The sequence below is a fragment of the Streptomyces antnestii genome (assembly GCF_004005495.1).
GTDB lineage: Bacteria > Actinomycetota > Actinomycetes > Streptomycetales > Streptomycetaceae > Streptomyces > Streptomyces antnestii.
The window spans coordinates 282,528-298,694 of the sequence record NZ_RZYA01000003.1 but is presented as its reverse complement, the minus strand read 5'-3'; the positions used below and the strand labels follow the sequence as shown (position 1 = coordinate 298,694).

Sequence of the window (16,167 nt, the reverse complement as noted above, 5' to 3'; positions counted from 1 at the left end):
GAGTTCCGGCAGGAGTTCCGGCGCGCGGTCCGGGCACGCTACGACGTATGAGATACGAGGTTCGAGAGCGGCTCTTCGCCGTGGGCGAGGACTACTGGATCGAGGACGAGCAGGGCCACAAGGCCTATCTCGTCGACGGCAAGGCGATGCGGCTGCGGGACACCTTCCAGCTGAAGGGGCCCGACGGGCGGGTGCTCATCGACATCCACGAGAAGATGTTCGCCCTGCGCGACACGATGGTCATCGAACGGGGCGACGAGGCCCTCGCCAGGATCAAGCGCAAGCGCCTGTCCCTGCTGCGCAACCACTACCGGGTCGAGCTGGTCGACGGCACCGTACTCGACGTCAGCGGCAAGATCCTGGACCGCGAGTTCGTCGTCGAGTACGACGGCGAGATGCTCGCCCACATCTCGCGGCGCTGGCTGCGGGTGCGGGACACGTACGGCGTCGACGTCATCCGTGAGGACGCGGACCCCGCGCTGCTCATCGCCGTCGCGGTCTGCGTGATCCACCTGGCGGAGAAGGAACGCGGGGACGACTGAGGCGTAAAGGGCCCGACAAGGCGTCAGCGGCGGGGCGGGTCCAGGCCCAGGAGGCGGTCCTTGAGTGCCGGGAAGCGTTCGCGGGTCCCGGCGACGGCCGTCGCGTCGAACTCGACGGTGAGCACCTCCTCGCCGGCGCCCGCCTCCCCGAGCACCTCGCCCCACGGGTCCACGACGACGCTGTGCCCGGCCTGCTCCACCCCCGCGTGCGTACCGGCGGTGCCGCAGGCGAGCACGTACGCCTGGTTCTCGACGGCGCGGGCCCGGGCGAGCAGGGTCCAGTGCTCGCGGCGCCGCTCGGGCCAGCCCGCGGAGACGACGAAGGTTTCGGCGCCCCGGTCGACGAGGCCCCGGTACAGCTCGGGGAAGCGCAGGTCGTAGCAGGTGGTGACGCCGAGGACGGTCTCCGGCAGGCGTACGGTGACGAGTTCGCCGCCCGCGCTCATCAGGACGGCCTCGCCCTTGTCGAAGCCGAAGCGGTGGATCTTGCGGTAGGCGGCGGCGAGTTCGCCGTCGGGCGAGAAGACGAGGGCGGTGTTGTAGAGCGGGCCCTCCGGGTCACGCTCGGGGATGCTGCCCGCGAGCAGCCAGACGCCCGCGTCGCTCGCGGCCTTCGCCATCGCCTCGTACGTGGGGCCCTCCAGCGGCTCCGCCTCGGCGGCGAAAGCCTCGTAGGCGAAGGCGCCCGTGGTCCAGAGCTCGGGGAGGACGACGAGGTCGGCCGACCCGGCCTGATCCCGCACCATCGAAGCGGCGCGCAGCCTACGGGAATCGACCGATTCGTCAGCGTCTACACGGATCTGGATGAGCGAGGCGCGCACACTACCACCGTCCTGGCATTCGAGCCGTCTCTACGGGCCTACGATCGTCACACGAAAGCACTGCCGGGGTGCCTGCTGGCAGCGTACTGTGCATTTCCGGGGGAGCCCCCCGGACCCCCAGAACGTTCCAAGACACCCACTGCCCGCGACACAACCGCCCGAGGGGTCCCGTTCCGTGAGTCTCCACCCCAGTCTTCAGTCCTACGCCGATGCCTGGACCCATTCCGTCGAAGCGATATCCGAGCTGGTGACGCCCCTGGTGGAGGGCGAGTGGAACCGGGCCACCCCATGCCCCGGCTGGTCGGTGCGGGACATCGTGTCCCATGTCATCGGCGTGGACTGCGAGATGCTGGGTGACCCCCGGCCCATCCACAGCCTGCCCCGCGACCTGTACCACGTGAAGACCGACGCGCAGCGTTACCAGGAGGTCCAGGTCGACGTGCGCCGCCACCACACGGCGCCGGAGATGGTCTCCGAGCTGGAGTACACGATCATCCGCCGCTCCCGTCAGCTGCGGAACGAGACGCGCGCCCCCGACACGATCGTGCGCGGCCCGCGCGCCGTGGAGGAGACCCTCGAATACGCCATGCGCAGGCGCGCGTTCGACATCTGGGTGCACGAACAGGACCTGCGCGTCGCGCTGAACCGGCCCGGCAACATCGACTCCCCCGGCGCGTACGTCACGCGCGACATGCTGCTCGCCGTGCTGCCGAAGATCGTCGCCAAGGACGCGTCGGCGCCGCCGAGTTCCGCGGTCGTCATCGATGTGCACGGCCCCGTCGAGTTCCTGCGCACGGTCCGCGTGGACGCGGAGGGGCGCGGCACGATCGACGGCGCGCCCTCGCTCGGCCCCGCCGTGACGCTCTCCCTCGACTGGGAGACGTTCGTCCGGCTGGCCTGCGGGCGGATCACGCCGGAGGGCGCGGGGGACAGGGTGAAGATCGAGGGCGATCCGGACCTGGCGGCGGCCATCGTGAACGCGATGGTCGTCACGCCGTGAGTCGGGGGCGGGGCCACGGCCCCGCCCCGCCCCTCCCCGGAACCTCTGGGCGCGGGCGCGCTCAGGCCGGGACGTGCACCGCCTCGACCCGGCTGGCGACCAGGCGTTCCCGCTCGCGCCGCACGGCCCGCCTGCGCAGCCGCAGGATCTGGCTCACGCCGAGCGCTTCGAGCACGAAGACCGCACAGAACGCCACGCGGTAGTTGTCGCCGGTCGCGTCCAGCAGGACGCCGATCGCGAACAGGGTCGTCATCGAGGCCACGAACCCGCCCATGTTGACGATGCCGGACGCCGTTCCCTGCCGCTCCGGCGGGTTCGCCGGGCGCGCGAAGTCGAACCCGATCATGGACGCGGGCCCGCACGCGCCGAGCACCGTGCAGAACATGACCAGGAGCCACATCGGGGCGTGGTCGCCGGGGTAGGCGATCGTCACGGCCCACATCAGCGCCGTACCGGCCACCGTGCCGAGCGCGAGCGGCAGACGGGCCGCGTGGTGCCGGGCCACGATCTGTCCGTAGACGAGCCCGATCACCATGTTGGACATCACGACGAGGGTGAGCAGCTCGCCGGCGGTGCCGCGGGACAGGCCCTGCGCCTCGACGAGGAACGGCAGGCCCCACAGCAGCAGGAACACCATGGCCGGGAACTGCGTCGTGAAGTGCACCCACAGGCCGAGCCGCGTGCCGGGCTCCCGCCAGGACGCCAGGATCTGGCCGCGCACGAAGGCCGCGCCCCTGTGCAGCACGGGCTCCGGCTCGAAGCCCTCGGGGTGGTCCTTCAGGAAGAGCAGCAGCAGGACGAGGACGACGACTCCGGCGAGCGCGCTGCCCGCGAAGGCGGCCTCCCAGCCCACGCCGTGCAGCAGGCGGGCGATCACGAGCGTGGAGACGAGGTTGCCGGCCATGCCGACGAGCCCGGCGAGCTGCCCGACGAGCGGCCCGCGGCGGGCGGGGAACCAGCGGGTGCCGAGCCGCAGCACGCTGATGAACGTCATCGCGTCGCCGCAGCCGAGCAGCGCGCGCGACACGAGGGCCGTCCCGTACGAGGGCGAGAACGCGAAGCCGAGCTGGCCGAGGGTGAAGAGGACGACGCCGATCGTCAGGACGCGCTTCGTGCCGAGCCGGTCGACCATCAGGCCGACGGGTATCTGCATGCCCGCGTAGACGAGGAGCTGGAGGATCGAGAAGGTGGACAGCGCCGAGGCGTTGATGTGGAAGCGGTCGACGGCGTCGAGCCCTGCCACGCCCAGCGAGGTGCGGAAGATGACGGCGACGAAGTAGACGGCGACGCCTGTGCACCACACGGCGACGGCTCTGCGGCCGCCGGGCGGGTCCCCGGGCAGTGCCGTGCTGCCGGCGGAGCTCATCGGACCTCGCCCCGGGCCAGGTTCGAGAACCAGCCGACGTGCCGGCGGACGACGGCGACGGCCGCCTCCGTGTCGCCGGAGCGCAGCGCGTCGAGGATCTCCTTGTGCTCGGTGAGCGTCTTGGCGATCCGGTCGGGGTGCGAGTGCATGACGGCGACGCCCATCCTCAGCTGGCGGTCGCGCAGCTGGTCGTAGAGGCGGGAGAGGATCGCGTTGCCTCCGCTGCGGACGATCTCGGCGTGGAAGCAGCGGTCGGTGCTCGCCGCGTCGGCGAAGTCGCCGGCCTCGGCCTGCGTCCGCTGGAGGGTGAGCAGCTCCTCCAGGCGGGCGATGAGGCTCGCGGGCGCGGGGACCGCCTTGCGCACGGAGTGCTCCTCGACGAGGAGGCGGGTCTCGACGACGTCGGCGATCTCCTGCGCGGAGACGGCCAGGACCAGGGCGCCCTTCTTCGGGTAGAGCTTGATCAGCCCCTCGACCTCCAGCTTGAGCAGCGCCTCGCGCACCGGGGTGCGGGACACCCCGACGGCCTCGGCGAGCTCGCCCTCGGTGAGCAACGTCCCGCCCTCGTAACGGCGTTCGAGCACGCTGCGCTTGATGTGGTCGTAGACACGGTCGGCCGCTGGTGGCCGCTTGACGGCGAGGGGGGACGGGGGCACGGAAGGCATGCGCACATCATAGATACAACACGTACGCATCGTCGGCGGCTGTCCAGGATTCGGACGGAGATACGCGCCACAATTTCTCCTCGCTCCAGTACATCCATCCGGCGCTCTCAGGAGTCTCTTCAGCGGGCCACACCCTCATGTGGCCGCATTCCAGGGGCATTTGGAGCGTTTAACTTGAAAACCCGCATCAAGGGCATCTCAGGCATGCGCCGCGTAACCGCCGCCGCCACCGTGACCGCCGGCGCGGTCCTGGCGAGCGGGGTCTTCGCCACCTCCGCGCAGGCCGCCACGCTGCCCACTCCCACGATCGTCGCCGCGGGCGGCTACGTGATGAACAACGGGACCGGTACGAGCCTCTACACCAAGGCCGCGGACACCCGCCGTTCCACCGGCTCCACCACCAAGATCATGACCGCGAAGGTCGTCCTGGCGCAGTCGAACCTGAACCTGGACTCCAAGGTCACGATCCAGAAGGCGTACAGCGACTACATCGTCGCGAAGAACGCCTCGTCGGCCCACCTGATCGTCGGTGACAAGGTCACCGTCCGCCAGCTCCTGTACGGGCTGATGCTTCCGTCCGGCTGCGACGCCGCGTACGCGCTGGCCGACAAGTTCGGCTCCGGCACCACCCGCTCGGCCCGCGTGACGTCCTTCATCGGCAAGATGAACAAGGCCGCCACGGACATGGGCCTGAAGAACACGCACTTCGACTCGTTCGACGGCATCGGCAGCGGCGCGAACTACTCGACGCCGCGCGACCTGACGAAGATCGCGTCGTCCGCGATGAAGAACTCCACGTTCCGCACGGTCGTGAAGACGACGTCGACGAAGCAGAAGGTCACGACGTCGAGCGGCGGCTACCGCTACATGTCGTGGTCCAACACGAACAACCTGCTCGGCTCCTACGCCGGCACCATCGGCGTGAAGACCGGCTCGGGCCCCGAGGCCAAGTACTGCCTGGTCTTCGCCGCGACCCGCAACGGCAAGACGGTCATCGGCACCGTCCTCGCCTCCACCTCCGTCACGAACCGCACGGCGGACGCGAAGAAGCTCATGGACTACGGCTTCAAGAAGTAACGCGCGACCTTGCACATACGCAGTTCCCCGCGCCCCTTAAGGGGCGCGGGGCTGTATCGAAATGCGGCTCCGCCGCGCGGGCGCGCTCAGCCACAAACGACCCGCGGACGAGCGCCGGTCCTACGCCCAGGTGATCAACCGCTTCGGCTGCTCAAGGATCGCGGCAACATCCGCAAGCACCTTCGAGCCCAGCTCGCCGTCGACCAGTCGGTGGTCGAACGACAGGGCCAGCGTGGTCACCTGACGAGGCTTCACCTTGCCCTTGTGCACCCAGGGCTGCAGCTTGATCGCACCGATGGCGAGGATCGCCGACTCGCCGGGGTTCAGGATCGGCGTGCCCGTGTCGACGCCGAAGACGCCGACGTTCGTGATGGTCACCGTGCCGCCCTGCATGGCGCCGGGAGAGGTCTTGCCCTCGCGGGCCGTCGAGACCAACTCACCGAGCGCCGTGGCCAGTTCGGGCAGGGTCTTGGCGTGCGCGTCCTTGATGTTCGGCACGATCAGCCCGCGGGGCGTGGCCGCGGCGATGCCCAGATTCACGTAGTGCTTCTGGACGATCTCCTGGTTCACCTCGTCCCAGGCGGCGTTCACCTCGGGGTTCCGCCTGATCGCGACGAGCAGCGCCTTGGCGATGAGGAGCAGGGGGTTCACCCGCAGCCCCTGCATCTCCTTGTCGCCCTTCAGCTCCTCGACGAGCTTCATCGTCCGCGTCACATCGACCGTCACGAACTCGGTGACATGCGGGGCGGTGAAGGCGGAGCCGACCATCGCGGCCGCCGTCGCCTTGCGGACACCCTTGACGGGGATGCGGGTCTCGCGCGCTTCGGCGGAGACGACGGGCTGCGGCACGGCGGCGGGCGCCGGGGCCTCGGTCACGGCCGGTTCCGGCGCCGGTGCCGGGGCCGCGGCCGCGTACACGTCCTCGCGCGTGATCACGCCGTCGGGGCCTGAGGGCGCGAGCGAGGCCAGGTCGACGCCGAGGTCCTTGGCGAGCTTGCGCACGGGGGGCTTGGCGAGCGGGCGGCCGGTGCCTCCACCGCTGGGGGCAGCTGGCCCGGGGAGGGTGGGCACAGCCACCGGCTCCGTGATCGTCACAGGGGCCTCGACCACTGATCCCTTACGGGGACGTCGCTTGGTCGACGCCTCGGAAACCCCGTACCCCACGAGAACCGGCTGCCGCCCCTGCGGTGCCTCCTCCTCGGGCGCCGCCTCCGGAGCCGCAGGCTCCGGTACGGACACGGGTGCCGCGGCGGAGCCGGCCCCACCGGCCACGTCCACCGCGATGATCACCTGCCCCACGTCCACGGTCGTCCCCTCGGGGAACCGCAGCTCGCGCACCACGCCGTTGAACGGGATCGGCAGCTCGACGGCCGCCTTCGCCGTCTCCACCTCGCACACGACCTGCCCGTCGGTGACGGAGTCACCCGGCTGTACGTACCACTTGAGAATCTCGGCCTCGGTGAGCCCCTCGCCCACGTCGGGCATCTTGAACTCGGCCAGCGCAGCGTCAGTCATCGTCGTCACGGCCCTCTCCTCAGTACGCCAGCGAGCGGTCGACGGCATCGAGCACCCGGTCGAGGCCCGGCAGGTACTCGTCCTCGAGGCGCGCCGGCGGATAGGGCACGTGATAGCCGCCGACCCGCAGCACGGGCGCCTCCAGATGGTAGAAGCACCGCTCCGCGATGCGGGCGGCGATCTCCGCTCCCGTACCGAGGAAGACCGGGGCCTCGTGGACGACGACGAGACGGCGGGTCTTCTCGACGGACTTCTGGATCGCGTCGAAGTCGATGGGCGACATGGAGCGCAGGTCGAGGACCTCCAGGGACTTGCCCTCCTCCTGGGCGGCCGCGGCCACCTCGAGGCAGACCTTGACCATCGGCCCGTATGCGACGAGCGTCAGGTCCGTGCCCTCGCGCACCGTGCGCGCGCCGTGCAGCGGTCCGGGGATCGCCTCGGTGTCGACCTCGCCCTTGTCCCAGTAGCGCCGCTTCGGCTCGAAGAAGATCACCGGGTCGTCGCTCTGGATGGCCTGCTGCATCATCCAGTACGCGTCCGACGCGTTCGAGGGAGAGACCACTTTCAGACCCGCCACGTGCGCGAACAGCGCCTCGGGCGACTCGCTGTGGTGCTCGACCGCGCCGATGCCGCCGCCGTACGGAATGCGCACGACGACGGGCAGCTTGATCTTGCCGAGCGCGCGGGCGTGCATCTTCGCGAGCTGCGTGACGATCTGGTCGTACGCGGGGAAGACGAAACCGTCGAACTGGATCTCGACGACCGGCCGGTACCCGCGCAGGGCGAGGCCGATGGCCGTGCCGACGATGCCCGACTCGGCGAGCGGGGTGTCGATGACCCGGTCCTCGCCGAAGTCCTTCTGCAGCCCGTCGGTGACGCGGAAGACACCGCCGAGCTTGCCGACGTCCTCGCCCATGACGAGGACCTTGGGGTCGGTGTCGAGCGCCATGCGCAGCGACTCGTTGATCGCCTTCGCGAGCGGAAGCTTCTGTACGGCCATGATCAGTTGCCTCCCTCTGCATCGGTGAACGACGCCTGGTAGGCGGCGAACTGGGCGCGCTCCTCGTCGACGAGCGAGTGCCCGTCCGCGTACGCGTTCTCGAAGATGGCCATCCGGTCCGGGTCCGGCATCGCCCTCACCGCTTCACGTACTCGAAGACCCAACGCTTCGCTCTCGGTCTCGAGTTCCGCGAAAAATCCCTCGTCCGTGTCAGTTTGGGATTCGAGGTAGGTGCGCAGGCGCAGGATCGGGTCCTTGGCCTCCCACGCCTCGCGCTCCTCGTCGGCCCGGTACTTCGTCGGGTCGTCGGAGGTGGTGTGCGCGCCCATGCGGTACGTGAACGCCTCGACCAGCGTCGGCCCCTCGCCCCTGCGGGCCCGCTCCAGGGCCCACTTGGTGACGGCCAGGCAGGCCAGGACGTCGTTGCCGTCGACGCGGACGCCGGGGAAGCCGTAGCCCTGCGCGCGCTGGTAGAGCGGCACGCGGGTCTGCTTCTCGGTCGGCTCGGAGATCGCCCACTGGTTGTTCTGGCAGAAGAACACGACGGGCGCGTTGTAGACCGCGGAGAACGTGAACGACTCGGCGACGTCGCCCTGGCTGGAGGCGCCGTCACCGAAGTACGCGATCACGGCCGAGTCCGCGCCGTCCTTGGCGACGCCCATGGCGTAGCCGGTGGCGTGCAGGGTCTGCGAGCCGATGACGATCGTGTACAGGTGGAAGTTGTTGCTGTTCGGGTCCCAGCCGCCGTTGTTCACGCCGCGGAACATGCCGAGCAGGTTCGTCGGGTCGACGCCGCGGCACCAGGCGACGCCGTGCTCGCGGTAGGTCGGGAAGACGTAGTCGTCGTCGCGGGTGGCGCGGCCGGAGCCGATCTGCGCGGCCTCCTGGCCGAGCAGCGAGGCCCACAGGCCCAGCTCGCCCTGGCGCTGCAGCGAGGTGGCCTCGGCGTCGAAGCGGCGCGTGAGGACCATGTCGCGGTACAGGCCGCGCAGTTCCTCCGCCGTGATGTCCTCGACGAACGCGGCGTACTCGGCGTGCGCTGCGTTCTCCACGCGCTCGCCCTCGGGGCTCAGCAGCTGGACGAGGTCCGGCGTCCCCGCACCGGGGGACTTCTTCGCAGACTTTTTCGCAGCGGTGCGCTTGCGCGGCGTACGCGCTGCGGCAGTGCTGTCCACGGTCACGTGTGCTCCTCCGTCGGTCCGGTCCCCGGGGTTGCCGGGTAACCAGTGCGGCTCGCCTGTCCCCGTCCTGTGCGCACGGGGTGGGTGCGGCTCGGCCGGAACAGGCGTGACAGGTGCCCCGGCGAGCGCCCTGCACCATGCACGTTACCCAGTGCTTCACATATCTGCGAAACCCCACCTGACCTGCGATTTTGCTTGGATATCCAAGTAAATTCGAGCAAGTGGGAACACTCGCTGGTCAGACGTGGTGACAGCATGCATCGGAACACTGGTCACAGCCTGGCAGGCGGCCGGAACACCGGCACGTTATCCCGGTCACCTCGGGCACGGGAAGAGTTCGTATGTGAGACTGACCGCGTGGCCGAAGCCGGAAAAATTCGCGTATTTCTCCTTGATGACCATGAAGTCGTACGTCGCGGCGTGCACGAGATGCTCTCCGTGGAGGAGGACATCGAGATCGTCGGAGAGGCTGGCACGGCAGCCGACGCGCTGGCCCGCATTCCGGCCACCCGCCCCGACGTCGCGGTCCTGGACGTACGGCTCCCGGACGGCAGCGGCGTCGAGGTCTGCCGGGAGATCCGCTCCCAGGACGACACCGTCAAGTGCCTGATGCTGACCTCGTTCGCCGACGACGAGGCCCTCTTCGACGCGATCATGGCAGGCGCCTCCGGTTATGTACTGAAGGCCATCCGGGGAAACGAGCTGCTCAGCGCCGTGCGTGAGGTGGCCGCCGGGAAGTCGCTCCTCGACCCCGTCGCCACCGCCCGCGTCCTCGAACGGCTGCGCGACGGCGGCCGCAGCAAGGAGGACGACCGGCTCGCGAACCTGACCGACCAGGAGCGCCGGATCCTCGACCTGATCGGCGAGGGCCTGACCAACCGCGTCATCGGCGAGCGTCTGCACCTCGCCGAAAAGACGATCAAGAACTACGTGTCCAGCCTCCTGTCGAAACTGGGCATGGAACGCCGCTCCCAGGCCGCCGCCTATGTCGCCCGCCTCCAGGCCGAAAAGCAGCGCTGAGAACCGCTGAAATTCGCTGAAAAGAGCGACCGCAAGAACCGCTGAATAGCCTGCCTAGGGACTTACGTCCTTGTTATATGGGGGCAGGCGCCTCTTTTCCGGCACCGGGCCGAGGCGCACAGTTGAAGCCATGCCTTCCGAACCCTCCGAACCTTCCACACCCTCCGCACCCTCCGCACCGGAAGAAGCACGGGCCGACGCACAGCGTGCCATCGAGCTGATCGGCAGCGTGGACTACGGCCGGGTGGCGACCAGCATGCGCGCCCTCCCCTTTCTCGCCGCCGCCCGCCACATCGTGGTGGACGGCCGCCTCCTTCTGCGCATGCACCAGGGCTACGGCTACCACCAGGCCTGCTCCGGCAGCGTCGTCGCGTACGGCGCCGACAATCTGCACGCCGCAGACCCCACCGACCCCGCCGACGGACAGTGGTCCGTCCAGTTCGTCGGCACCTGTGAGGCCGTCGAACCGACCCCCCGCGAGCTCGAACTCTTCGGCCCCGCGCCGCTCCTCGTGGACGGGAAGCCGTACACCCCGGTCTATCTGCGGGTCGAGCCCCAGTTCGTGACCGTGCACGAGCTGACGGGCGGCGCCCGTCACCCGAAGCGGGGCCTGCGCCACTTTCTGTAGCCGACCGCTACCCAGGGTGCCCTAACATCTGGCGGGTGCCGCGCTCATCTGCTCACTCCGCCCCGCCGCTGCGTGCCCTGCTGCGGCAGTACGACGCCGGCTCGCCCCTGGCCTGCGAACCCGTCGACCAGGGACTCCTCAACCGCGGCTACCGCCTCGCCACCACCCGCGGCCGCTACTTCCTCAAGCACCACTTCGACCCCGAGACCGCCGACCCGGCCGCCATCGCCCGCCAGCATCACGCGACCGAACGCCTGGCCGCCCTCGGCGTCCCCGTCGCCCCGCCCCTGCCCGCCGCCGACGGCCGCACCGTCACCGTCGTCGACGGCGCCAGCTACGCCCTGCACCCCTGGATCGACGGCCGCCACCGGGGCGGGGCCCAGCTCACGCCGGCGCAATGCCGCACGCTCGGGGCGCTCCTGGGACTCGTACACGCCTGTCTGGAGAAGGTCATGGGGGCGGCGCCCGCGCGCGGGCGGGCCAGCGCGGACCCCCTGGACACCCTCGCGCGCATCGACACGCTGCTGGACCGCGTGCGCCGTCACCGCCCGCACGACGCGTTCGACGAGCTCGCGCGGCACCGGCTCCTGGAGCGCCGCTGCCTGCTGGAGTCCTGCGCGGGGCGGCGGCCTCCGGAGGCTTCGGCTACCGGCTGGGTGCACGGCGACTTCCACCCGTTCAACCTGCTCTACCGGGGCGGCGTACCGGCCGCGATCGTCGACTGGGACCGGCTCGGGGTGCACCCGCGCGCCGAGGAGGCCGTGCGCGCCGCCGTGATCTTCTTCGTGCGGCCCGCCGGCACCCTCGACCTGGCGAAGGTGCGGGCCTACGCGCGGGCCTACCGCCGTGCCTCGGGCGCCGGGCCCGACGAGCTCGCGGCCGCCGTCCACCGCGTGTGGTGGGAGCGGCTCAACGACTTCTGGATGCTGCGCTGGCGCTACGAACGCGGCGACCACCGCGCCGACTCCCAGTTCCCCGCCGCGTCGGCGCTGGCCGTGTGGTGGACGAGGGAGTACGGGGCGGTGCGGGACGCGTTCGCGGGGTGACGGGACCTGAGCCTGACGCGTGAGTCAGGCGGGGTCGCCCGTGGAGACCTCGAGCTGGATCGAGTCCGGGTGCTTCGGGTCGATCTCCGTGCCCGCCTTCGGGTACTGGTTCATGACCGTGTCCTGGCCGAACGTGTTCTCATCGACCTTACGGATGTCGTACTGCCACCCGGCGGCCTGGAGGCAGGCCTTGACCGACGTGATGTTCTTGTAGGTGAAGTCGGGGAGCCGGACCTTGTTCGGGTCGTTGTAACCCGCCTCCGGCTCCTTGCACGCGTCCGTCTCCATCGTCTTCGTCAGGTCGGGACCCTTGTGCTCGGCGGCGACCGACGGCGACTTCTTGGCGCCGGAGCCGCCCTTGTTGCCGTTGTTGCTGTCACCGCCGTTCAGCGCGAGTGCCGTGATCAGGCCGCCGACCGCGACCAGCGCGACGACGACCGAACCGACGATCACCGCGGTGTTCCGCTTACGGCCACCACCGCCGGCGGCCGAACTCGGCGTCGTCTGCGGCGAGATGGTGTACGGCGGAGGCGTCTGCGCGTGCGGCGCCTGGTGCTGCTGGTGCTGCTGAGGCGCGTACGGGGAGGCGGGCGCCGGGGTCTGGTAGCCCTGCTGCGGGTATCCGTAGCCCGGAGTGGCCGGAGCCGGCGTGGGCGCCCCGTACGGGCCCGGCTGGTACGGCGTCTGCACCGGGCCGGTCGGCGCGGGCGTCGACTGGTCGACCGGCGGGAAGACGGCGGAGCCGACACCCGCGCCGCTGGACGTCTGCGCGCCCGGCACGATGCTGGGCGCGGCCGCCTGCAGCGACTGGGCGACGCGCAGGCACTCGTCCCGCATCGCCTCGGCGCTCGGGAAGCGCTCGTTCGGGTTCTTCTTCAGCGCGCGGGCGACCAGGGCGTCCACGGCCGGGGGGACCGACCGGTTGATCGACGAAGGAGCCACCGGCTCCTCCTGGACGTGTGCGTACGCTATGGCCAGCGGCGAGTCCGCCTCGAACGGCAGCCGCCCGGTGACCAGTTGGAAGAGCATGATGCCGACCGAGTACAGGTCGGAGCGGGCGTCCACGCCACGGCCCAGTGCCTGCTCGGGCGACAGGTACTGCGGGGTGCCGACGACCATGCCGGTCTGCGTCATGGACGTGACGCCGGACTGCATGGCGCGGGCGATGCCGAAGTCCATGACCTTGACGACGTTCCGCTTCGTCATCATGACGTTGCCCGGCTTTATGTCGCGGTGGACCAGGCCCATCTCGTGGCTGATCTCGAGCGCGGCGAGCACATCGGCCGTGATCTTGAGGGCCTTGTCGGTCGGCATCGCCCCGTAGTGCGCGACGTCCGCGTCGAGCACGGAGCCGAGCGGCTGGCCCTCGACGTACTCCATGACGATGTACGGAGTGGTCATCCCGTCGAGATCGTCCTCGCCGGTGTCGAAGACCGAGACGATGTTCGTGTGCGTGAGCTTCGCCACGGACTGGGCCTCGCGCCGGAACCGCTCACGGAACGCCTGCTCGCGCCCGAGCTCGGTGTGCAGGGTCTTGATCGCCACCTGCCGGTCGAGCACGGAGTCGTACGCGAGGTGGACCGAGGCCATGCCGCCCTCGCCGAGCAGATCACGCAGCTGGTAGCGACCGCCGGCGACGGCACGCCCTGCGTACCGGCCCTGTGCGCCGTCCTGGCTCATGTTTCTACGTCCCCCATCGGCGCGGCCGGTGATCGATTGCCACTATTCCCGGCCAAGTCTGCCCCAGGGCACTGACACGTCAAGCTCGGTGCCCGTTCCGTGACCGTACGGGCAAGAAGCGTCGCGGAAGCGTTACAGGAACCGCCCACGCGATTTGCAAGGCATTGCCCCAGGAAGGTTTGATGGCCGGTCCATCTCGGATCGGGGCGCATGGCGAAGCCTGTAGCGTGGCCCGACGGAGACCGTAACGACCACCGCGCGTACATCCGACAGTGCGGACAGGACGCGGACAGAAACGACGGCGAGGACTGATGGCACAGACGCAGCGCGCTCAGGGCCCGTCCGACCCCGAGACGGCTGGCGGCGGTATGTCAGATGCGCCGGAGTTGTGGGGAAACGGCGGACTTGTCGGTGACGGCCGTTACCGGCTGACCCACAGACTCGGCCGGGGCGGCATGGCGGAGGTGTTCGCCGCCGAGGACGTACGGCTCGGCCGCACCGTCGCCGTCAAGCTCCTGCGCTCCGACCTCGCCGAGGACCCGGTCTCCAAGGCCCGCTTCACGCGCGAGGCCCAGTCGGTCGCCGGCCTCAACCACCACGCGGTCGTCGCCGTGTACGACTCCGGCGAGGACCAGGTCGGCCGCCAGGTCGTCCCCTACATCGTCATGGAGATCGTCGAGGGCAACACGATCCGCGACCTCCTCCTGAACGCCGAGGCGCCGGGCCCCGAGCAGGCCCTGATCATCGTCTCCGGCGTCCTGGAAGCCCTCGCCTACTCGCACCAGCACGGCATCGTGCACCGCGACATCAAGCCGGCGAACGTGATCATCACGAACACCGGCGCGGTCAAGGTCATGGACTTCGGCATCGCGCGCGCCCTGCACGGCGCGCAGTCGACCATGACGCAGACCGGCATGGTCATGGGCACGCCCCAGTACCTCTCCCCGGAGCAGGCCCTCGGCAAGGCCGTCGACCACCGCTCCGACCTGTACGCGACCGGCTGCCTGCTCTACGAGCTCCTCGCGCTGCGGCCCCCGTTCACCGGCGAGACGCCGCTGTCCGTCGTCTACCAGCACGTCCAGGACACCCCGGTGCCGCCCTCCGAGGTCCTGGACGCGGTACCGCCGGAGCTCGACGGACTCGTCATGCGCTCCCTCGCCAAGGACCCGGACGACCGGTTCCAGACCGCCGAGGAGATGCGCGGCCTCGTCCAGTACGGGCTGCAGATGCTGCACGACCACGGCGGCCACACCGGCACGTGGAACACCGGCCCGGTCGACGCCGCCATGCACCAGGGCGGCAACACCCCGGCCATGGGCGTCGCGGGCACGACGGCGCTGCCGCACCCGAACCACGGCGGTACGGCGGCCCAGCCGATGCTGCGGCCCCTGGGCGACGACGACGGCGGCTACGACGGCGGGAACCGCGGAAGCGGTCGCGGCGGCCGCGGCAAGATGTGGATCCTCGCGGTCCTCGCCGTGATCGCCATCGCGGGCGGCGCCGCCTGGGCGCTCAACGCAAACGACGGCAACAAGGGCGGCCCCAACACCACTCAGTCGCCCACGGCGACGCACTCGCAGAAGCAGAAGGAGCCCACGCAGAGCTCCGACAGCGGGACGACGCAGGAGAACACGACGGACCCGGGCGCCGGGACCGGCGGCCACTCCGAGTACTCGCCGTCCTACACCCCCAGCACGGGCGCGGCGACTCCTACGCCGAGCGAGCAGCAGCCGACGGACCAGCCGACCCCGACGCCGTCGAACAACACCCCGACGTCGGACAATTCGTCGCCGGTGCAGCCGAGCACTCCGGCGGAGACAGCCACCGACGGCACCGGCGGCCCGGTCGGGGACGTGGCGGGTACCACCGGCGGCTGAGCCGGTCTCGTCGACAGACACACGACGGCGCCCGGCCGGTCACCATGACCGGCCGGGCGCCGTCGTCTCTGATCGGTCCGCCACTCCTACAGGTACGGGCCTCCGGAGCGGCCCGCCGCCCGCGGGTCGTCGCCGTCCTCGTGCCCGCCCACACCGGGAGGCAGCGCGCGGCGCATCTGCTCCAGCTGGGCCCGCGCGGCCATCTGCTGCGCGAACAGCGTCGTCTGGATCCCGTGGAACAGCCCCTCCAGCCAGCCCACCAACTGGGCCTGCGCGATCCGCAGTTCGGCGTCGCTCGGAATCACCTCGTCGGTGAACGGCAGGGAGAGGCGCTCCAGCTCCTCGACCAGCTCCGGCGCGAGACCGTCCTCCAGCTCCTTCACCGAGCTGGCGTGGATCTCCTTGAGCCGCACCCGGCTCGCCTCGTCCAGAGGAGCCGCGCGCACCTCCTCGAGCAGCTGCTTGATCATGCTGCCGATGCGCATCACCTTGGCGGGCTGTTCCACCATCTCCGTCACCGGGACCTCGCGGGAGTCATCGTCTCCACCGCCACCGAGCGCCATACCGTCCTGGCCAACAACCAGGACCTGGGGGCTCTCCGGCGACCTTTCGTTCCTCGGCATCTCCATGCCGCCATTCTCTCGCACCGGACTCTCACACCTCCGTAGTGCCCCCTCCGAAGGGTGATCCACCGTGTTCGGTCGTGATCCCACGGTGAACGAGGGTGCTTCAGACGCGTACGGGCCTGG

At 70.1% G+C, this 16,167-nt stretch carries 15 protein-coding genes; 7 read left to right on the top strand and 8 right to left on the bottom strand.

The genetic code is table 11. The annotated features are described in order from the left end of the window. Positions 1-47 precede the first annotated feature (47 nt). Entirely contained in the window at positions 48-542 is a 495-nt protein-coding gene (locus EOT10_RS09270) for an LURP-one-related/scramblase family protein (RefSeq protein ID WP_127827606.1), read from the top strand. A 23-nt stretch (positions 543-565) separates the two neighbouring features. On the opposite strand, the gene EOT10_RS09265 is transcribed toward EOT10_RS09270, so the two are convergent. Next, positions 566-1,363 (bottom strand): carbon-nitrogen family hydrolase, encoded by a 798-nt coding sequence (locus EOT10_RS09265; RefSeq protein ID WP_127827605.1) that lies wholly within the window; start codon positions 1,361-1,363, stop codon positions 566-568. A gap of 175 nt (positions 1,364-1,538) precedes the next feature. Here EOT10_RS09265 and EOT10_RS09260 point away from each other — a divergent pair, with 175 nt between their 5' ends. Further along, positions 1,539-2,363, top strand: coding sequence for a maleylpyruvate isomerase family mycothiol-dependent enzyme (locus tag EOT10_RS09260; RefSeq protein ID WP_127827604.1), 825 nt, complete (start codon positions 1,539-1,541; stop codon positions 2,361-2,363). Between the two features lie 61 nt (positions 2,364-2,424). On the opposite strand, the gene EOT10_RS09255 is transcribed toward EOT10_RS09260, so the two are convergent. Next, a complete protein-coding gene (locus EOT10_RS09255) occupies positions 2,425-3,729 on the bottom strand; it encodes an MFS transporter (RefSeq protein WP_127827603.1) in 1,305 nt (434 codons plus the stop codon). Continuing rightward, positions 3,726-4,394 (bottom strand): GntR family transcriptional regulator, encoded by a 669-nt coding sequence (locus tag EOT10_RS09250; RefSeq protein WP_127827602.1) that lies wholly within the window; start codon positions 4,392-4,394, stop codon positions 3,726-3,728. Before EOT10_RS09250 ends, EOT10_RS09255 begins: the two co-directional genes overlap by 4 nt. A 204-nt stretch (positions 4,395-4,598) precedes the next feature. Here EOT10_RS09250 and EOT10_RS09245 point away from each other — a divergent pair, with 204 nt between their 5' ends. Continuing rightward, a complete protein-coding gene (locus EOT10_RS09245; protein ID WP_127827601.1) occupies positions 4,599-5,471 on the top strand; it encodes a D-alanyl-D-alanine carboxypeptidase family protein in 873 nt (290 codons plus the stop codon). 120 nt (positions 5,472-5,591) lie between these two features. Here EOT10_RS09245 and EOT10_RS09240 read toward each other — a convergent pair whose 3' ends face one another. The 3 genes from EOT10_RS09240 to pdhA are packed head-to-tail and all read right to left on the bottom strand — an operon-like array spanning position 5,592 to position 9,167. Beyond that, entirely contained in the window at positions 5,592-6,995 is a 1,404-nt protein-coding gene (locus EOT10_RS09240; RefSeq protein ID WP_127827600.1) for a dihydrolipoamide acetyltransferase family protein, read from the bottom strand. A gap of 10 nt (positions 6,996-7,005) precedes the next feature. Beyond that, positions 7,006-7,986: an alpha-ketoacid dehydrogenase subunit beta gene (locus tag EOT10_RS09235; RefSeq protein ID WP_127827599.1), complete on the bottom strand. Its 981-nt coding sequence runs from the start codon at positions 7,984-7,986 to the stop codon at positions 7,006-7,008. Between the two features lie 2 nt (positions 7,987-7,988). Further along, the gene (pdhA, locus tag EOT10_RS09230; protein WP_127827598.1) at positions 7,989-9,167 is read right to left on the bottom strand and encodes a pyruvate dehydrogenase (acetyl-transferring) E1 component subunit alpha; all 1,179 of its coding nucleotides are present in this window, start codon (positions 9,165-9,167) and stop codon (positions 7,989-7,991) included. Between the two features lie 357 nt (positions 9,168-9,524). Between pdhA and EOT10_RS09225 the strand changes: the two genes are divergently transcribed. The 3 genes from EOT10_RS09225 (at position 9,525) to EOT10_RS09215 (ending at position 11,861) form a co-directional block, all read left to right on the top strand. Beyond that, entirely contained in the window at positions 9,525-10,187 is a 663-nt protein-coding gene (locus EOT10_RS09225; RefSeq protein ID WP_127827597.1) for a response regulator, read from the top strand. A gap of 130 nt (positions 10,188-10,317) precedes the next feature. Continuing rightward, positions 10,318-10,815 (top strand): pyridoxamine 5'-phosphate oxidase family protein, encoded by a 498-nt coding sequence (locus EOT10_RS09220; protein WP_127827596.1) that lies wholly within the window; start codon positions 10,318-10,320, stop codon positions 10,813-10,815. A 35-nt stretch (positions 10,816-10,850) separates the two neighbouring features. After that, positions 10,851-11,861: a phosphotransferase gene (locus tag EOT10_RS09215; protein WP_189491352.1), complete on the top strand. Its 1,011-nt coding sequence runs from the start codon at positions 10,851-10,853 to the stop codon at positions 11,859-11,861. A gap of 24 nt (positions 11,862-11,885) precedes the next feature. Here the strand turns inward: EOT10_RS09215 and EOT10_RS09210 are convergent, their stop codons facing one another. After that, on the bottom strand, positions 11,886-13,541 hold the full coding sequence (locus EOT10_RS09210; RefSeq protein WP_127827594.1) for a protein kinase domain-containing protein: 1,656 nt from the start codon (positions 13,539-13,541) through the stop codon (positions 11,886-11,888). Between the two features lie 311 nt (positions 13,542-13,852). On the opposite strand from EOT10_RS09210, the gene EOT10_RS09205 reads away from it, so the two are divergent. Then, positions 13,853-15,418: a protein kinase domain-containing protein gene (locus EOT10_RS09205; RefSeq protein ID WP_127827593.1), complete on the top strand. Its 1,566-nt coding sequence runs from the start codon at positions 13,853-13,855 to the stop codon at positions 15,416-15,418. Between the two features lie 86 nt (positions 15,419-15,504). Here EOT10_RS09205 and EOT10_RS09200 read toward each other — a convergent pair whose 3' ends face one another. After that, positions 15,505-16,047, bottom strand: coding sequence for a bacterial proteasome activator family protein (locus EOT10_RS09200; RefSeq protein WP_127827592.1), 543 nt, complete (start codon positions 16,045-16,047; stop codon positions 15,505-15,507). Positions 16,048-16,167: the final 120 nt, after the last annotated feature.

What these genes read in the sequence shown, in the direction of transcription:
- EOT10_RS09270 (WP_127827606.1), top strand. Translation starts at nt 48, where the DNA reads ATGAGATACGAGGTTCGAGAGCGGCTCTTCGCCGTGGGCGAGGACTAC.
- EOT10_RS09255 (WP_127827603.1), bottom strand. Translation starts at nt 3,729, where the DNA reads ATGAGCTCCGCCGGCAGCACGGCACTGCCCGGGGACCCGCCCGGCGGC.
- EOT10_RS09250 (WP_127827602.1), bottom strand. Translation starts at nt 4,394, where the DNA reads ATGCCTTCCGTGCCCCCGTCCCCCCTCGCCGTCAAGCGGCCACCAGCG.
- EOT10_RS09245 (WP_127827601.1), top strand. Translation starts at nt 4,599, where the DNA reads ATGCGCCGCGTAACCGCCGCCGCCACCGTGACCGCCGGCGCGGTCCTG.
- EOT10_RS09235 (WP_127827599.1), bottom strand. Translation starts at nt 7,986, where the DNA reads ATGGCCGTACAGAAGCTTCCGCTCGCGAAGGCGATCAACGAGTCGCTG.
- EOT10_RS09220 (WP_127827596.1), top strand. Translation starts at nt 10,318, where the DNA reads ATGCCTTCCGAACCCTCCGAACCTTCCACACCCTCCGCACCCTCCGCA.
- EOT10_RS09210 (WP_127827594.1), bottom strand. Translation starts at nt 13,541, where the DNA reads ATGAGCCAGGACGGCGCACAGGGCCGGTACGCAGGGCGTGCCGTCGCC.
- EOT10_RS09205 (WP_127827593.1), top strand. Translation starts at nt 13,853, where the DNA reads ATGGCACAGACGCAGCGCGCTCAGGGCCCGTCCGACCCCGAGACGGCT.
- EOT10_RS09200 (WP_127827592.1), bottom strand. Translation starts at nt 16,047, where the DNA reads ATGGAGATGCCGAGGAACGAAAGGTCGCCGGAGAGCCCCCAGGTCCTG.